Annotated in this window: 14 protein-coding genes and 1 pseudogene; 8 read left to right on the top strand and 7 right to left on the bottom strand. The window is 73.6% G+C overall.

The genetic code is table 11. The features are described 5' to 3' along the window. The first annotated feature begins 287 nt into the window (after positions 1-287). Positions 288-1,361 (top strand): glycosyltransferase, encoded by a 1,074-nt coding sequence (locus AB5J54_RS17050; RefSeq protein WP_369144763.1) that lies wholly within the window; start codon positions 288-290, stop codon positions 1,359-1,361. 28 nt (positions 1,362-1,389) lie between these two features. On the opposite strand, the gene AB5J54_RS17045 is transcribed toward AB5J54_RS17050, so the two are convergent. From AB5J54_RS17045 to AB5J54_RS17020, 6 genes are all read right to left on the bottom strand, one after another. Beyond that, a complete protein-coding gene (locus AB5J54_RS17045; RefSeq protein ID WP_369144762.1) occupies positions 1,390-2,232 on the bottom strand; it encodes a DUF6227 family protein in 843 nt (280 codons plus the stop codon). 73 nt (positions 2,233-2,305) lie between these two features. Further along, the gene (locus tag AB5J54_RS17040; RefSeq protein ID WP_369144761.1) at positions 2,306-3,364 is read right to left on the bottom strand and encodes a P1 family peptidase; all 1,059 of its coding nucleotides are present in this window, start codon (positions 3,362-3,364) and stop codon (positions 2,306-2,308) included. A gap of 50 nt (positions 3,365-3,414) precedes the next feature. Next, entirely contained in the window at positions 3,415-4,200 is a 786-nt protein-coding gene (locus AB5J54_RS17035) for an SDR family oxidoreductase (RefSeq protein ID WP_369144760.1), read from the bottom strand. A 436-nt stretch (positions 4,201-4,636) separates the two neighbouring features. Continuing rightward, the gene (locus tag AB5J54_RS17030; protein WP_369144759.1) at positions 4,637-7,141 is read right to left on the bottom strand and encodes a BTAD domain-containing putative transcriptional regulator; all 2,505 of its coding nucleotides are present in this window, start codon (positions 7,139-7,141) and stop codon (positions 4,637-4,639) included. Between the two features lie 47 nt (positions 7,142-7,188). Further along, positions 7,189-8,367, bottom strand: coding sequence for a low temperature requirement protein A (locus AB5J54_RS17025; RefSeq protein WP_369144758.1), 1,179 nt, complete (start codon positions 8,365-8,367; stop codon positions 7,189-7,191). A 35-nt stretch (positions 8,368-8,402) separates the two neighbouring features. After that, positions 8,403-8,633 (bottom strand): sirohydrochlorin chelatase, encoded by a 231-nt coding sequence (locus AB5J54_RS17020; RefSeq protein ID WP_369144757.1) that lies wholly within the window; start codon positions 8,631-8,633, stop codon positions 8,403-8,405. A 166-nt stretch (positions 8,634-8,799) separates the two neighbouring features. Between AB5J54_RS17020 and AB5J54_RS17015 the strand changes: the two are divergent. From AB5J54_RS17015 to AB5J54_RS16985, 7 genes and pseudogenes are all read left to right on the top strand, one after another. Continuing rightward, positions 8,800-8,982 (top strand): annotated as a pseudogene (locus AB5J54_RS17015) (pyruvate formate-lyase 1-activating enzyme); the annotation flags it as partial. 189 nt (positions 8,983-9,171) lie between these two features. Beyond that, positions 9,172-10,194, top strand: a complete 1,023-nt coding sequence (locus AB5J54_RS17010) for an MFS transporter (protein WP_369149369.1) — start codon at positions 9,172-9,174, stop codon at positions 10,192-10,194. Continuing rightward, the gene (locus AB5J54_RS17005) at positions 10,191-12,515 is read left to right on the top strand and encodes a molybdopterin oxidoreductase family protein (RefSeq protein ID WP_369144756.1); all 2,325 of its coding nucleotides are present in this window, start codon (positions 10,191-10,193) and stop codon (positions 12,513-12,515) included. Before AB5J54_RS17010 ends, AB5J54_RS17005 begins: the two co-directional genes overlap by 4 nt. Positions 12,516-12,522: 7 nt before the next feature. Beyond that, positions 12,523-13,122 carry a 4Fe-4S dicluster domain-containing protein gene (locus AB5J54_RS17000; RefSeq protein ID WP_086832060.1) on the top strand — a complete coding sequence of 200 codons (600 nt, stop codon included), beginning with the start codon at positions 12,523-12,525 and terminating at the stop codon, positions 13,120-13,122. Further along, positions 13,119-13,811: a ubiquinol-cytochrome c reductase iron-sulfur subunit gene (locus tag AB5J54_RS16995; protein ID WP_369144755.1), complete on the top strand. Its 693-nt coding sequence runs from the start codon at positions 13,119-13,121 to the stop codon at positions 13,809-13,811. The genes AB5J54_RS17000 and AB5J54_RS16995 overlap by 4 nt, the downstream gene beginning before the upstream one ends. Next, on the top strand, positions 13,808-14,281 hold the full coding sequence (locus AB5J54_RS16990) for a hypothetical protein (protein ID WP_369144754.1): 474 nt from the start codon (positions 13,808-13,810) through the stop codon (positions 14,279-14,281). Before AB5J54_RS16995 ends, AB5J54_RS16990 begins: the two co-directional genes overlap by 4 nt. A 42-nt stretch (positions 14,282-14,323) precedes the next feature. Next, positions 14,324-14,542, top strand: a complete 219-nt coding sequence (locus AB5J54_RS16985) for a hypothetical protein (RefSeq protein ID WP_369144753.1) — start codon at positions 14,324-14,326, stop codon at positions 14,540-14,542. A 19-nt stretch (positions 14,543-14,561) separates the two neighbouring features. On the opposite strand, the gene mscL is transcribed toward AB5J54_RS16985, so the two are convergent. After that, a complete protein-coding gene (mscL, locus tag AB5J54_RS16980; protein ID WP_369144752.1) occupies positions 14,562-15,083 on the bottom strand; it encodes a large conductance mechanosensitive channel protein MscL in 522 nt (173 codons plus the stop codon). Between the last annotated feature and the right edge of the window lie 179 nt (positions 15,084-15,262).

Here is a 15,262-nt window from a genome sequence, read left to right as displayed (position 1 = left end):
CGGTGCGAGTGAGAGGTCGAGGGAGGGGAGCGGATTCGCGCTTCCCTGGTCGGATCATCGGATCGCGCATGCAAAGGCTTGACCGTTTTTGGGCGCTCTCAGCGCCATGGCCTAGCACGGACAGCCGAATGGATGCGTGCGCGACGGCGAACCTCGCACGGCCCGTCGGCGCGCCGAGGCCGCGCCGGGTGAAGCGCCCCATAGGGTCGCGCACCCGATCGGCCCCCGAGCGCCTCCCCGCCCCCACCGGAAGTGGTGTTGCCGTGCGTCCGTCCATCTGCTTGTGCATGATCGTCAAGAACGAGGCCGCGGTGATCGAACGCTGCCTCGCCTCCGTCCGCGGCCTGGTGGACACCTGGGTCATCTCCGACACCGGTTCCACGGACGGCACCCAGGACCTGATCCGCAAGGCCCTCGACGGCGTCCCCGGGGAGCTGCGCGAGGAGCCGTGGGTGAACTTCGGCCACAACCGCAGCCTGAACATCGCGCACGCCCGCGGCCGCGCCGACTATCTGCTGCTCCTCGACGCCGATCACGTCCTGCGGCAGGAGGCGCCGCTGCCCGCCGCCGGCGGACAGCTCGCCGACGCGTACATGATCCGCCACCGGGGGAACGTCGAGTACCGCATCAAACGCCTGGTCAGAGGCGATCTGCCCTGGCGGTACGAGGGCGTCACCCACGAGTACCTGACGGCCGACCGGGACCACGTCCAGGAGAACCTGGACGCGCTCGTCATCGAGGACCACGCCGACGGCGGCTCGCGCCACGACAAGTTCGAGCGCGACGCCCGGCTCCTGAGCGCCGAGCTGGAGCGGGACCCGGCGAACCACCGGACGGTCTTCTACCTCGCGCAGACCCTCCGGGACATGGGCCGCTCCGACGAGGCCGTCGACCTCTACGAGCGGCGCGCGGCCATGGGCGGCTGGGTCGAGGAGGTGTACTTCTCGCTGCTCCAGTCGGGCGTCCTCCGGGCCGACGCCGGAGACTGGCCGGCCGGGATGGACGCCCTCACGAGGGCCTGGGAGGCGCGGCCGGAACGCCTTGAGGCCTGCTACGAGCTGGTGGCGCGGCTGCGGACGAGGCGGCGCCACCAGGCCGCCCACGCGATCGTGTCCGCCGTCGTGGACCGGGAGATGCCGGACGACGTGCTGTTCACACAGCCGTGGGTGTACCGGTGGGGGCTGCTCTTCGAGTACTCGATCACCGCGTACTGGGTGGGCGACCACGCCGCCTCGCTGGCCGCCTGCGACCGGCTGCTCGCGCTCCCGGACCTGCCGGAGAGCTATCGCGAACAGACCCGCGCCAACCGGGCGTTCGCCCTCCAGCGCCTGGCGGAGGCCGCCGCCGTCCCCGCCCCCTGAAGGGACGGGGCGGGGCGGCGGCGGTGCGTCAGCGGACCCGGGAGCGGGACTCCATCGCCCCGCGGGCCGCGTGCTCGTCCTCGTACACCTCGCACATGTGCCGGCCGTCCGGCGTCGCCGTGTGCTCGACCTCCCAGAGGCTGACCTCGCTGCCGTCGAGCAGCAGGAACTGGTGCTCGTAGAGGGTGAAGCCGGCGTCCCGGCCGCCCTCCACCGGGCAGTGGCGCCCGAAGGCCTGCGTGATGTGGTGCGCGAAGGCCAGCCGGAGACGGCGGGCCGTGCGCTCGCCCGGCCGGTCCGCGTTCTCCGCGCGGCGCAGGACGCGGCGCGCGTGGTCGGGGGAGTTGTCCGGCACGTACATCCGGGGCTGGGCGGGTATCGGGCGGGCGAGCAGGGCGCTCAGCAGCTCCAGGTCGTCGTCCTCGTCGAGGGCGCGGCCGTCGGCGCGCTCCGCCGTCCACCCCGGCAGCGGCCCGGTCGGGAGCCGGGAGGCGGCGAGCCGCGCCTCCGCCTCCTCCAGGTACAGCTCGTGCTGCGTCGCGCCGTCCCGGCCGGCGTTGTGCGCGAGCTCCCACACGCTGAGCGCGCTGCCGTCGGCGAGCAGATACGTATGGCGGTGGGTCGTGCGGTGCAGCGACGCGCTGTGGTGCGAGGAGTGCAGCGCGCTGGAGTGGGCGAGCGCCGTGCCGAGGCGCTCGACGGTGGAGTCGGGCAGGTCGAAGGAGTTGAGCGCCCGGCCGAGGAGTCGCTCAAGGTGCGTCTCGGTCGTCTCGTACGGATCGTGAGGATCCTGCGGATCGTTCAAGAGGGTCTCCAGGCCGTCGCCGCATGTCACTTGGTGCTTGCTTAACGTAGTCCCTGGGTCTGACATCGTGTCCGGGGTTCCGGCAAAACGAAGGGCCCGCTCGCGAAGTTCCCGCCCGTTTTCTCCAACTCCCTTCCCCTTACCGGGAGTACGCGTCCGCTTCCGGCCCGTACAGCTCGCGGTACGAGGGGAAGTCGCCGGCCGGGCCGCGCAGACCGCCCGGGGCGGCGAGGAGGGCCCGGACGACGGCCCGGGTGACCAGGTCCGCGCCCGCCGCCAGGATCTCGTTCAGGGCGAGCGGACCGGGCGCCTCCGGGAGCTCCCGGGCCCCGGTGGCGAGGGCGAAGACCGTGTCCCCGTCGTTCATCAGGTGCACCGGCCGCACCCCGCGCGCGATGCCGTCGTGCGCGGTGCCGGCGACCTTCCGCGCCTGGGCCCGGGTGAGGACCGCGTCCGTGGCGACGACGGCGAGCGTGGTGTTCAGCGGGGGCGGAGTGGACGCCTTGCGCGCCTCCGCGAGGCGCCGCCGGGCCGCCTCGTGGACGGAGGCGTCGGGGAAGGCGAGGCGGCCCGCGTCGTGGTAGGCGCCGTACGGGACGCCGTTGGTCGGGTCGACGGCCGCGCCCACCGCGTTCACCACCACGAGCGCGCCGACCGTGATCCCCGACTCCAGGACGGTGCTCGCGGTCCCGACCCCGCCCCGCAGCCCGCCGACCACGGCCCCGAGGCCCGCGCCGACCGCGCCCGTCTCCACGCGCGCGTGGTCCCCGCCCGCGGCGGCCGCCTCCACCGCCGCGCGGCCGGTCGCCGCGTCCGGGCGGGCGGTGAAGTCGCCGCCCCGGCCCAGGTCGAAGACGCAGGCGGCGGGCACCACCGGCACCACGTGCGACGGGTCGGGGCCCACCCGCACGCCCCGGTTCCGCTCCTCCAGCCAGGCCATCACCCCGGAGGCGGAGTCCAGGCCGTACGCGCTGCCGCCGGTCAGGACGACCGCGTCGATCCGCTGGACCACGTTCCGCGGGTCCAGGGCGTCCGTCTCCCGGGTGCCGGGCCCCCCGCCCCGTACGTCCACGGCGGCGACGACGCCGCCCTCCGGGGCCAGGACGACCGTGGTGCCGCTCAGGGCCCCGGGCCGGTCCACGCGCGCGTGGCCGACGCGCAGCCCGGTCACGTCGGTGATCGAGTCCTGAAGTGTCATGTCCCCTCCCTACCACGGCGCTTGGCTGATCGCTTCGGTCAGCGCTTCGGTCAGCGCTTCGGGCCGAGGTAGGTGCCGCCCGAGGCGTCGATCACCGTGCCGGTGATCCAGCGGCCGTCCTCCGAGGCCAGGAAGGCGACCGGGTCGGCGATGTCCTCCGGCTGCCCGACCCACGGCAGCGCCTGGCCGGCGATCAGCATCGCTTCGAGCTGGGGCATCGCCGCCATGGCGGCGGTGAGCGAGGCGGTCTGGGTCGGGCCGGGGGCGACGGTGTTGACGGTGATCCGGCGGTCGCCGACGACGTTGGCGAGGGTGCGGGTGAAGGTCTCCATGGCGCCCTTCGTCATCGCGTACGCCAGCTCGTCGGCGAGGGCGATCCGGGTGACGGCGGAGCCGATGTTGATGATCCGGCCGCCGTCCCGGAGCAGCGGCAGCAGGCCCTGGACCAGGAAGTACGGAGCCCGGACGTTGACCGCGAAGAGACGGTCGAACGCCTCCGGGGTCTCGTCCGCGAGGTGGCCGCCGGAGGTCGTCGCGGCGGCGTTGTTGACGAGCACGTCGAGCGCCGCCTCGCCGGTGTGGGCGGCCAGCCCGGCCCGGACGCCCTCGACGAGCGCGAGCACCCCGTCGTGGGTGGCAAGGTCGGCCCCGACGGAGAAGGCCCGCCCGCCGTCCCGGACGATCAGGTCGACGGTCTCCTGCGCCGCGGCGGCGTCCTGCCCGTAGTGCACGGCGACGACCATCCCGTCCCGGGCGAGCCGCCGGGCGAGAGCCCGCCCGATACCCCGGGAGGAACCGGTGACGAGGGCGGTGCGGGGGGCGGTGTTCTGCTGCATGACGGTCTCCTCGGATCCGTGCGCCGGGGCGGGTCCCCGGGGCACGGAAGGAACACTCGCGCGGCCCGCTGACGAACCACTGACAGCGGGCTGACGGCCGCTGACGCCCCGTTGCGGGCGCGCTTCCGCCGTTGTGGGCAATCGTTCCGCAGGGCGGAACGGGTGGGCACAACGGAACGGCGCCCCTGCCGGCGCCAGAGGCTCCCGAGCCTGAACCCGCACCGGATGCGCGGCGCGCTGGTGGTGCGGGCCAGGGCTCGGAACGCGGAGGCGCCGCTGGGCGCGCCGTCCCGTGTGCCCACCCTCCCCCAAGCTCTCGGCTTCGCTCGAGCAGGGGGCCCCCACGCCCCAGCGGGACGATTGCCCACACGGCGGGCGGCCCGGGGCACCGCCCAGTAGGGCGCGAGGCCCGAGACGATCACGACGGCCTCGGCGGTCAGGCGGGCACGCCGAGTTCCGCCGTCCCGCCCAGCCCCGCCCTCCGCGCCGTCTCCCCCGCGCGGGCCCGGTCGGACGTCGCCGCCCGCTCGCCGCCCGCCGCCTCGTGGACGGAGGCCCGGCGGTGGAGGAGGTCCACGACGTCCTCGGCGACTCCGAGTTCCTCGAAGAGGGCCAGGGCCTCGCCGAGCAGGGGCAGCGGATCGGACGAGAGGCCCGCGAGGCCCTCCAGGGCCGTCGCCGTCCCCCACCGTTCCCCGAGCGCCCGGAACCCGGCCAGGGCCTCCGTCAGGAGCGTCTCCGCCTCGGCGGGCTCCGTCGTCAGCAGGGCGCGGCCCACGAGCCCCAGCGACCGGGACCAGGCGTCGTCGCCGAGCCGCAGGCCCTCCACCGGGCCCACGGACGTCGACCACAGGAACGCCGTGTACGGCTGCCGCAGCGGAGCCGTACCCGCGGCGAGGAACCCCCGCGCCCGGTCGACGTGTTCGCCCTCCCGCAGGCCCGCCGCCAGGACGCACAGCGCGTACTCCTCGCCGCGTTCCGCCGTCGGCTCCACCCGGTCCAGGAGTTCCGCGACCGGCGCCGCCACCCGGCCCCGCAGCCCGCGCAGCCACCAGTACGGGCTGAGCGCCGCGACCAGCCGCAGCCCCTCCTCCGGTGTGCCCCGCCGCAGCGCCGCCCGCAGGTTGGCGTCCTCCGCGTCGAGCCGCGCCAGCCACTCCAGCTGGGCGGGCCCGCGCAGTTCGGGATCGGCCGCCTCGGCCAGCTCCCGGTAGTACGCGTGGTGCGCGGCGATCGCCGGATCCCCGGCCGGGAGGCGCTCCGCGGCGTACGCCCGGATCGTCTCCAGCATCCGGTACCGGCCGTCGTCCCGTACCTCCACCAGCGACTTCTCCACGAGCGACGCCAGCGCCCCCGACCCCGCCCCGCACACCCGGGCCACCGCCCCGGCCGTCGCCCCGCCCCGGAACACCGAGAGCCGCGCCGCCAGTTCCCGCTCCCCGGGTTCGAGCAGCGACCAGCTCCACTCCACGACCGCCCGCAGTGTCCGGTGCCGCTCCGGCGCGGTGCGGTCCCCGCGCGAAAGGAGCTCGAACCGCTCGCCGAGCCCGTCCGCCAGCTCCTCCACGGACAGCGTCCGCAGCCGGGCCGCCGCCAGCTCGACGGCGAGCGGCAGCCCGTCGAGCCCCGCGCAGAGCTCCGCCACGCGCGCGTGGCCGGTGAATCCGGGCCGGACCGCAGCCGCCCGCCGTACGAACAGCTCCTCCGCCGCCTCGGGCGCCAGCGCGCCGAGCGGCAGCAGGGACTCCCCGGTGAGTCCGAGGGCCTCACGGCTCGTCGTCAGGATCCGCAGCCCCGGGCAGGCGGCGAGGAGGCGCCGTACGAGGACGGCCGTCTCCACGACGACGTGCTCGCAGTTGTCCACGATCAGCACCACCGGCCGCCCGGCGAGCGCCGCTTCGAGCCGCGCCACACCCCGCACCCCGAGCGCGGTGGCGAAGGCCTCCGCGACCTCCCCGGCCGCCGAGTCACCCGCACCCGCAACAGCCCCCAGGTCCACGAACCGCACCTCGCCCGGCAGCCCCGACCCCACCTCCAGGGCGAGCCGCGTCTTGCCCGCACCGCCCGGGCCCACCAGGGTCACCAGCCGCGCGGCCGCCACCAGGGCGGTCAGCCGCTCCCACTCCCGCTCCCGGCCCACGAAGTCCGTCAGCGGCGCGGGGAGCGGAGGGGACGTCCGTACCGGCGGCGCCGCCGGCCCGCCGCGCAGCAGCTCCAGGTGTACGGCGGACAGTTCCGGCGACGGATCCGCCCCCAGCTCCTCCGCCAGGGCCGCCCGTACCTCCTCGTACGCGGACAGCGCGTCCGCCTGCCGGCCCGCCGCGCCGAGCGCCCGCATCTGCAGGCCCCGCAGCCGCTCCCGCAGCGGCTGCTCCAGGACGGCCCGCTCCAACTCCCGTACGAGGACCGCCGGGTCCCCTTCGGCCGTCAGCTCGGCGGCCGCCCACTCCTCCACCGCGTCCAGCCGCAGCGCGTCGAGCCGGGCCGCCTGGCCCGGCGCGAACGGTGCGTCCCGTACGTCGGCAAGCGCCGGGCCCCGCCACAGTCCGAGGGCCTCCCGCAGCAGGGCGGCCGCGCGGCCGGGGTCGCCCGCCGCGGCGGCCCGCGCGCCGTCGCGGGCGAGCGTCTCGAATCGCAGGACGTCCACGTCCGTGGCGGGGTCCCCGACCGCCAGCCGGTACCCGGCGGGCGAGAACTCGACCCGCACGCCCGGCGGGAGCGCCCGGCGCAGCCGCGAGACCTGGGCCTGGAGTGCGCCCGGGGCGCCGGCCGGTGGCTCGTCCCCGTACAGCCCGTCGAGGAGCCGCTCGACCGGGACGGTCCGGCCCGCGTCGAGGAGGAGCCGGGCGAGCAGGGCCCGGACCTTGGGGCCGCCGGCGACGGGTGTCGGGACGCCGTCGGTGTCGGCCACCGTGAGCGGCCCGAGGAGGCGGAACATCATGCGGCGGATTGTGTCCCGCGGACGGCGGATGCTCCACCCCGGGTCCGTCAGGCCGCCGCCCGCGCGCGCGTGGTCGGGTTGCGGGCGGTCAGGGTGACCCCGACCGCGACCGTCGCCGCCGCGACGATCCCGGCCGCGAGCACCGCCCAGTGGCCCGCGAACGTGCACATCAGGATCGCGAACGACGAGACCGGCAGGACCATTTGCTGCGCGATGCCGACCTTGAAGTAGCGGGCGTGCAGCAGCCACACCGACAGCAGGAACACGGCCGACGGGATCGTCACGGCGGCGGAGGCGGCGAGCGTGGAGATGTGGGCCTTGCCCACCGACTGCTCCACGGCGATCTCCAGACCCGCGCCGACGGCCGCCGCCGACGCGAAGATCACATAGTGGCCGTAGCCCCACAGGAAGCCCTGACGGCTGGAGGTCAGCCGGTCGTGGGCGGGCACGACGAAGTAGATCCACCAGGCGGCGAAGACGAGCAGCAGACCGCCCGCGGCGATCGGGAGCACCTCGCCGAGGGCGTCGTTCTCGATGATGCCCGTCTTCACGGCGACGGTCGCGGCGGCGACGGTCTCGCCGAGCACGATGATCGTGAACAGGCCGTACCGCTCGGCGATGTGGTGCGGGTGCCAGGCGCTGGGCGCGTCCTTCTCCGCGTACACCGGTACGGCCATCTCGGCGAGCGCCATGACCAGGAAGACCCACGGGCGGGCCGACTCGGGCGCCAGGACCAGCGCCAGCCAGCCGATCTGGACGGCGAGGACCCCGCCCGCGTACCGGCGGCACATCGTCCGCTCGGCCGGGGCGGTGGCGTGGTGGGCGGCGCGCAGCCACTGCGAGGCCATCGCGAGGCGCATCACGACGTAGCCGAGGTAGACGACGAGGAAGTCGTGCTCCTCGAAGGCGCGCGAGACGCCGGCGGCGAGCACGAGCACACCGGCGATCTGGATCAGGGTGACGACGCGGTAGAGGACGTCGTCGTTGTCGTACGCGGAGGCGAACCAGGAGAAGTTCATCCAGGCCCACCAGATGGCGAAGAAGACCATCGCGTAGTTGAGGATGCCCTGGCCCGCGTGGCCCTCGGCGACCGCGTGCACGAGCTCGGCGCCGGCCTGGGCGACGGCCACGACGAAGCACAGGTCGAAGAAGAGTTCCAGGGGCGTGGCGGCCCGGTGGGACTCCTCGCGGGAGCGGGCGGTGAGGGGCAGGAACGGTTGTGTCATGTGCCCCAGCACAGCAGAGCGGGCGGCGGGCCCGCTCACATGCCACGCCTTTCGTACCGCGCGGCCACCGGCTCCGCGACGCGCGGGTCGTCGGCGAGGGGCTCCGTGACGGCCCGGACGCCCGGTACGGCGGCCAGGGCGCGGGTGAAGCGGCCGGGGGCGAGGAGGCGGGCGGCGACGTCGATCCGGCGGAAGCCGTCCGCCCGGAGCCGTACGACCGCCTCTTCCGGGGCCGGGGAACTCGCCGAGCAGTACGCGACGGTCACGGGCACCGTGAGGCGCGGGCGCAGTTGCTCGACGGCCCTCAGGGTGCCGTCGTTGCCGCCCGGCTACCGGGGCCTGCCTGGACGACCCGGACGTCGTGCTGCCAGTGCTCAGCAGAAGACGTCCGCTTCATCTCCGCGTCCGGCGGCGGCGCCACCGTCTCCGGGGGCGTTCGCCGCCGGCCTCGGCAACGTGTCCCGCGTGGACATCCTGCCCTTCCACAAGCTGGGCGAAGCGAAGTGGCAAGCACTCGCCAAGCCGTTCACCCTGCACGACACCCCGTCCCCGACCCCCGCGCAGCTCGCCGCGGCCCGCGAGGTCTTCCAGGCCCATGGGCTGCACGCCGTCTGAACGACGCGTCACCCCCACAGTGGGCAAAACAGGACCGAATAGGGCAAACGGCTTTACCGTGTCCGCGTGACCGAGCCACCGCAGACAGCCGAGCCGACCCCCGAACCCGGCCCAGCCCAGGGCCTCGCGCCCGGCACCGCGCCCGGCCTCCCGGCGGCCGACGGCCACGCGCGCCGGACCCCCGCCGCCGTGCGCCGCCGCGCCGCCCTCGTCGGCGCCGCCGTCTCCGCCCTGCTGATCCTCGCGATCGTCTTCGGCAGCCGCCTGCTCCGCGACTTCGACTCGGCCCTCCTGCCGTACGCCGTGGCCACCGTCTTCCTCGCCTTCGGCGTCGCCTACCGCTACACGGTCTGGATCTCCGCGCCCGGCGCCCGCCGCCTCTTCCGGCAGGGCTGGCGCTCCTTCTTCTCCGCGGCGAACTTCCGCAAGGCGCCCACCGCCCTGCCGAGGATGATCGCCACCTACCTCGGCTTCCAGAAGTTCCTCGGCGCCCGCTCGCACGCCCGCTGGGCCGCCCACCAGCTCGTTTTCTGGGGCTGTCTGCTCGCCGCCGCGATCACCTTCCCGCTCACCTGGGGCTGGTTCACCTTCACCTCCTCCACCGGCTCGGGCCCCGGCTACGAGATGCGGATCTGGGGCTTCAAGATCATCGGCTTCGACGCGCTCAGCCCCGTCGGCCGGCTGATGTTCCACGGCCTCGACATCGCCGCCGTCCTCGTCATCGCCGGCGCCTCCTACTTCCTGTGGCGCCGCATGAAGGACCGGGGCGCCATCACCGGCCAGCGCTTCGCCTACGACCTGGTGCCGCTGATCGCCCTCATCGTCATCTCGGTGACCGGCCTGCTGCTGACCTTCTCGTCGATCTTCCTGCACGGCGGCGGCTACGAGTTCCTCGCGGTCCTCCACATGGTGTCCGTCGTCTTCACCCTGATCTACATCCCCTTCGGGAAGTTCTTCCACATCGTCCAGCGGCCCGCGGCCGTCGGCATGCAGCTCTTCAAGTACACCGCCCGCCGCAAGGACGAGGACGAGATCCTCACCTGCCGCCGCTGCCACGAGCCCATCGACACCGCCCCGTACGTGGAGAACCTCCAGGGCACCATGCGCGACCTCGCCCTCGGCTTCGACGAGTGGGCCGAGTACTGCCCCCGCTGCAAGCGCGTCCTGCGCGGCACCGCCTACCTCGACCACGTGAAGAAGGGCTTCAATTGACCGCGACCGACCCCGCGACCACCCCCGGCCGGCCGCTGCCGCTCGACCCCTCCCTCGCCCCGCCCGGCACCCGCGACTTCCGCGACGCCGGAGGCATCCCCGCCGACCGCTGGCACGCCGACCAGAACGGGGAGACCCTCGTCCCCACCCACTGCTGCTTCTGCGGCGTCCAGTGCGGCATGTACCTCCGCGTCGACCACCACGGCAAGGTCTTCGGCGTCGAACCCCGCAACCACGACATCAACCGGATGCGGCTCTGCCCCAAGGGCATCAACGCCTACCAGCAGGTCAACCACCCCGACCGGCTCACCGCCCCCCTCATGCGCCGCAGCCGCGACGAGGAGTTCCGCGAGGTCAGCTGGGAGGAGGCCCTCGACCACACCGTCGCCGAGATCCGCCGCATCCAGGGCGAGTACGGCAACGACTCCTTCGGACTCCTCGGCGGCGCCAGCCTCTTCTCCGAGAAGACCTACCTCGTCGGCAAGTTCGCCCGCGTCGCCCTCAAGTCCCGGCACGTCGACTACAACGGCCGGCTCTGCATGGTCTCCGCCGCCGGAGCCAACAAGCTCGCCTTCGGCATCGACCGCGCCGGCAACCCCTTCTCCGACATCCTCCTCACCGACTGCCTCCTCATCGCGGGATCCAACGTCGGCGAATGCTTCCCCGTCATGACCCAGTACCTGTGGGGAGCCCGCGACCGGGGCGCCACCCTCATCGTGGTCGACCCCCGCGAGACCGCGATCGCCCGCACCGCCGACGTCCACGTCGCCCTCAAGCCCGGCACCGACTCCGCCTTCTTCAACGCCGTCCTGCACGTCGTCGTCGCCGAGGGCCTCACCGACGAGGCCTACCTCGCCGCCCACGCCACCGGCTGGGACGAGGTCAAGAAGACCGTCGCCGACTACCCGCCCGCCCGGTCCGCCGAGATCTGCGGCGTCCCCGAGGAACAGATCGTCCAGGTCGCCCGCATGTTCGCCGGCGCGGACAAGGCCATGGCCTGGCACGCCCGCGGCGTCGAGCACCACTCCCAGGGCGTCGAGAACTGCCTCTCGATCATCAACCTCTGCGTCGCCACCGGGAACATCGGAAGGCCCGGCGCCGGCTACGGCACCATCACCGGCCAGGGCAACGGCCAGGGCGGCCGCGAACACGGTCAGAAGTCCGACCTCCTCCCCGGCGGCCGCTCCATCACCAACCCCGAGCACCGCCGCCAGATCTGCGCGATCTGGGGCATCGACGAGGCCGAACTCCCGCCCGCCGGCACCTCCATGATGGAGATGGTCTGGCAGATGCAGCGCAAGGAGATCCGCGGCCTCGTCGGCATCTGCAACAACCCCTTCGTCTCCCTCCCGAACTACACCACCGTCAAGGACGGCTACGACACCCTCGAGTTCCACGCCCAGTTCGACTTCTTCCTCTCCGAGACCGCCGCCAACGCGCACGTGGTCTTCCCCGTCACCGTGTGGGCCGAGGACGAGGGCGTCATGGCCAACGCCGAGGCCCGGGTCGTCAAGCACAACAAGGCCCAGGAACCCCCGGCCGGCGTCCGCACCGACACCTGGGTCATCTGCGAGCTCGCCAAGCGGCTCGGCGCCGGGGACAAGTTCGCCTTCCCCGACTCCCGCTCCGTCTTCGAGGAGCTCCGCATCGCCTCCGCCGGCACCGTCAACGACTACTACGGCATCACGTACGAACGCCTGGAGGAGACCGGCGGCATCGCCTGGCCCTGCCCCGGCACCGAGCACCCCGGCACCCCCCGCCTCTTCGAGGACGGCCGCACCTACCACCCCGACGGCACGATCCACATGCAGGTCGTCGAATGGCACCCGCCCATGGACCCGTACAGCGAGGAGTACCCCCTCTCGCTCACCACCGGCCGCACCGTCGCCCACTTCCTCTCCGGCAATCAGACCCGCCGCCTCGGCGCCCTCGTCGAGCAGACCCCCCGCCCCTGGGTCGAGGTCCACCCCTCGCACGGCTTCCGCAACGGCGACCCCGTCCGCGTCGTCACCCGCCGCGGCAGCGAGGTCTTCCCCGCGCTCGTCACCGAGGCCATCCGCCCCGACACCGTCTTCGTGCCCTACCACTGGCCCGTTCCCACGGCGGCGAACGCCCTCACCATCGACGCCCTCGACCCGCGCTCCAAGATCCCCGAGTACAAGGTGTGCGCCGCCCGCATCGAGGCCGCCGACCGCATCGACGAGGTCCCCGCCCCGCCCACCGCCCCCGGACACCAGGCCTACCCGGAGACCCAGGTCTCCCGCACCGACCCGCTGCCCCCCACCTCACCCCAGGGCCGCGGCACCGCGGAGAGGAGCTGACCCGCACATGATGGGCCGCACGATCTTCATCGACCCGGGCCGCTGCATCGGCTGCCAGGCCTGCGTCTCCGCCTGCCGCGAATGCGACTCGCACCGCGGCAAGTCGATGATCCACCTCGACTACCCCGACGAGGGCCGCTCCGTCGCCTCCCTCCCCACCGTCTGCATGCACTGCGAGGACCCCGTCGCCCCCTGCGCCGAGGTCTGCCCCGCCGACGCGATCCTCGTCACCGCCGACGGCGTCGTGCAGCAGGCCGACACCACCCGCTGCATCGGCTGCGCCAACTGCGTCAACGCCTGCCCGTTCGGCGTCCCCAAGATCGACCTCCAGGCGAAGCTCCAGATGAAGTGCAACCTCTGCTACGACCGCACCGCCTACGGCCTCGCCCCGATGTGCGCCACCGTCTGCCCCACCGGCGCCCTCTTCTACGGAACCCTCGACGAGCTCCGCGCCGAACGCCCCGGCGTCCAGGTCGCCGACTCCTTCACCTTCGGCAGCACCACCGTCTCCACCGGGGTGGCGATGGTCGTCCCCGCCGACAAGGTCCAGTGGCCGGTGCCCGGCGGCCTCCCCGTCGTCGAGATCAATGGAAGGGATGTCCGTTGAGCGTCACCGACCCCCAGCCGCCGGCGCCGGACGCCCACGCCGACGCGGCCCAGGAAGCGCTCCACGACCGGATCGCCGCCGACTCCCTGACCACCCGCCGCGACTACCTGCGGATCGTCGCCACCGTCTCCGGCGGCCTCGCCGTCGGCGGCATCGGCGTCGCCTCCGGCATCCTCCACCGGCACGGCGACAGCACGGGCGCCCCCGAGCCCAAGAGGATCGCCGACCGGATCGAACCGGGGGAGTCGCTCGCCTTCCGCTACCCCGGCGACGAGGACCGGGCGATCGCCGTCCGCATGGAGGACGGCACCCTCGCCGGCTACTCCGCCGTCTGCACCCACCTCGCCTGCGCCGTGCTCTGGCGCAAGGAACGGGGCAGCGAGGGCGAGCTGTACTGCCCCTGCCACGAGGGCGTCTTCGACGCCCGTACGGGAGAGGTCACCGCCGGCCCGCCCCCACGGGGCCTGCCGAAGGTGATCCTCGTCGAGGAGGTCGACGGCAGCGTCTGGGCCGTCGGCACGGCCCGCTCGGGCGAGAGCCTCGTCGAGGGCTTCTGCCGCCAGCAGGGCGACGACCGCCCGGGCTGCCCGGGCTTCGGCGCGGGCGCGCCGGCCCACAAGCCGGCCGGGCCCGGCGCGCAGCAGACCCGGAGCGGCCCGAAGCCCGCCGAGAGGAGTGAGCGGACATGACCGAGAGCTCGTTCCCGAGGGACCCCGAGGCGCCGGACCCCGCGGCACCCGGGACACCCGGGACACCCGGGACACCTGCGGCCTCCGCGGCAGCCGCCACGCCCGCCGCGCCCGCCGCGCCCCCGCGCCCCGCGTACACCCCCGGCAGTGCGCAGCCGCGGCTCAATCGGCCCGTGCACGAGCGGTACCCCCAGATCCGGCCCACCAGCGGGTACGGCGACCCCCGGATCCGGCACACCGGGCCCGGCCCCGGGGCCGGGACGGAGCAGGAGCCGGAGCGCTCCTCGAAGCTCTCGGCCCGCCTCGCGCTGGCGCTCACGGTGGTGATCGGCCAGCTGTGGGGCCTGACGATCGTCGTGGACGAGTGGATGACGGGCGACACCGGAACCGCCTGGTGGGGCGCGGGATTCCTCGTCCTGTCGTTCCTCGTGGTCCTCGGACTCTGGCTGATCGACCCGAAGGACCGCTGATCAGGGGGGTCCGGGGCGGGTGAGCGGGCGTAGTCTGGACAGATGAGCACCGCCCCCGCCCACGGACCGCGAGACGCGAAGCGGACCGGCCTGACATCCAGTCCCGAGAACACTCCCAAGCCGGCCCTCGTCTTCGACGATCCGCTGGACCAGCAATCCGCGGACGACACGGACCGTGGATGGGGCGAGCGGCCTCCGGCCGGCGGCAGCGCCGCCGACCTCGCGCGCTTCCTCGACGAGAAGCCGCCGCACCACCTCTGAATCCGGCGTACCGCGCCGGTCAGGAGGTGGAGTGCGCCCCGGCGCTCCCAGTGCCGGCGACCCCGCTGCCCGGGTGCGTGTTGTTCACGGACGGGACGCGCTGCGCGACCAGGTGGTCGCGGATCTCCTTGAGCACCTCCAGCTCGCTGACCTCCATGACCTCCTCGACGCCTTCCTTCGCCTTCTCCTGGGCGGCGCGCTTGGCGAGGATCTTCGCCATCGGCAGGACCATGAGGAAGTAGACGACGGCCGCGGTGATCACGAAGCTCAGCACCGCGCTGAGGACGAGGCCCCACTGGATCTGGATGCCCTGCATCTCCCCGTCGACGACCCGGCAGGGGTCCTTGAGGCAGGACGCGTAGCCCTCCAGGTCCTTCGTGCCGAAGGCGCCGACGACCGGGTTGATGATGCCCTTGACCACCGAGTTCACGATGTTCGTGAAGGCGGCACCGATGACGACCGCCACCGCCAGGTCGATCACGTTGCCCCGCATCAGGAAGGCTTTGAAGCCTCCCAGCAGACTTTCCTTCTTCTCGGCCACCGAGGTGCCTTTCGTCGCGTGTGAAGTCGCGTGTGAAGTCGCGTGTGAAGTCGCGCGTGAAGTCGCGCGTGAAGTCGCGCGTGACATCGCGTGAGATGCCGCGTGTACCGCTGTGTGCGGTGCCATTAGGCCGTGAACGGCGCAGAGGCGTCCAATCCGTACACACGGGACGGTGACTT

Origin of the sequence: Streptomyces sp. R44 (assembly GCF_041053105.1) — a bacterium.
Lineage (GTDB): Bacteria > Actinomycetota > Actinomycetes > Streptomycetales > Streptomycetaceae > Streptomyces.
The sequence above is the reverse complement of the archived record's forward strand: the minus strand, read 5'-3'. Positions and strand labels throughout refer to the sequence as shown.

Excerpts from the sequence above, each read along its gene's own strand:
- AB5J54_RS17050 (WP_369144763.1), top strand. The coding sequence starts at position 288 with ATGATCGTCAAGAACGAGGCCGCGGTGATCGAACGCTGCCTCGCCTCC.
- AB5J54_RS17045 (WP_369144762.1), bottom strand. The coding sequence starts at position 2,232 with ATGTCAGACCCAGGGACTACGTTAAGCAAGCACCAAGTGACATGCGGC.
- AB5J54_RS17040 (WP_369144761.1), bottom strand. The coding sequence starts at position 3,364 with ATGACACTTCAGGACTCGATCACCGACGTGACCGGGCTGCGCGTCGGC.
- AB5J54_RS17035 (WP_369144760.1), bottom strand. The coding sequence starts at position 4,200 with ATGCAGCAGAACACCGCCCCCCGCACCGCCCTCGTCACCGGTTCCTCC.
- AB5J54_RS17030 (WP_369144759.1), bottom strand. The coding sequence starts at position 7,141 with ATGATGTTCCGCCTCCTCGGGCCGCTCACGGTGGCCGACACCGACGGC.
- AB5J54_RS17025 (WP_369144758.1), bottom strand. The coding sequence starts at position 8,367 with ATGACACAACCGTTCCTGCCCCTCACCGCCCGCTCCCGCGAGGAGTCC.
- AB5J54_RS17000 (WP_086832060.1), top strand. The coding sequence starts at position 12,523 with ATGATGGGCCGCACGATCTTCATCGACCCGGGCCGCTGCATCGGCTGC.
- AB5J54_RS16990 (WP_369144754.1), top strand. The coding sequence starts at position 13,808 with ATGACCGAGAGCTCGTTCCCGAGGGACCCCGAGGCGCCGGACCCCGCG.
- AB5J54_RS16985 (WP_369144753.1), top strand. The coding sequence starts at position 14,324 with ATGAGCACCGCCCCCGCCCACGGACCGCGAGACGCGAAGCGGACCGGC.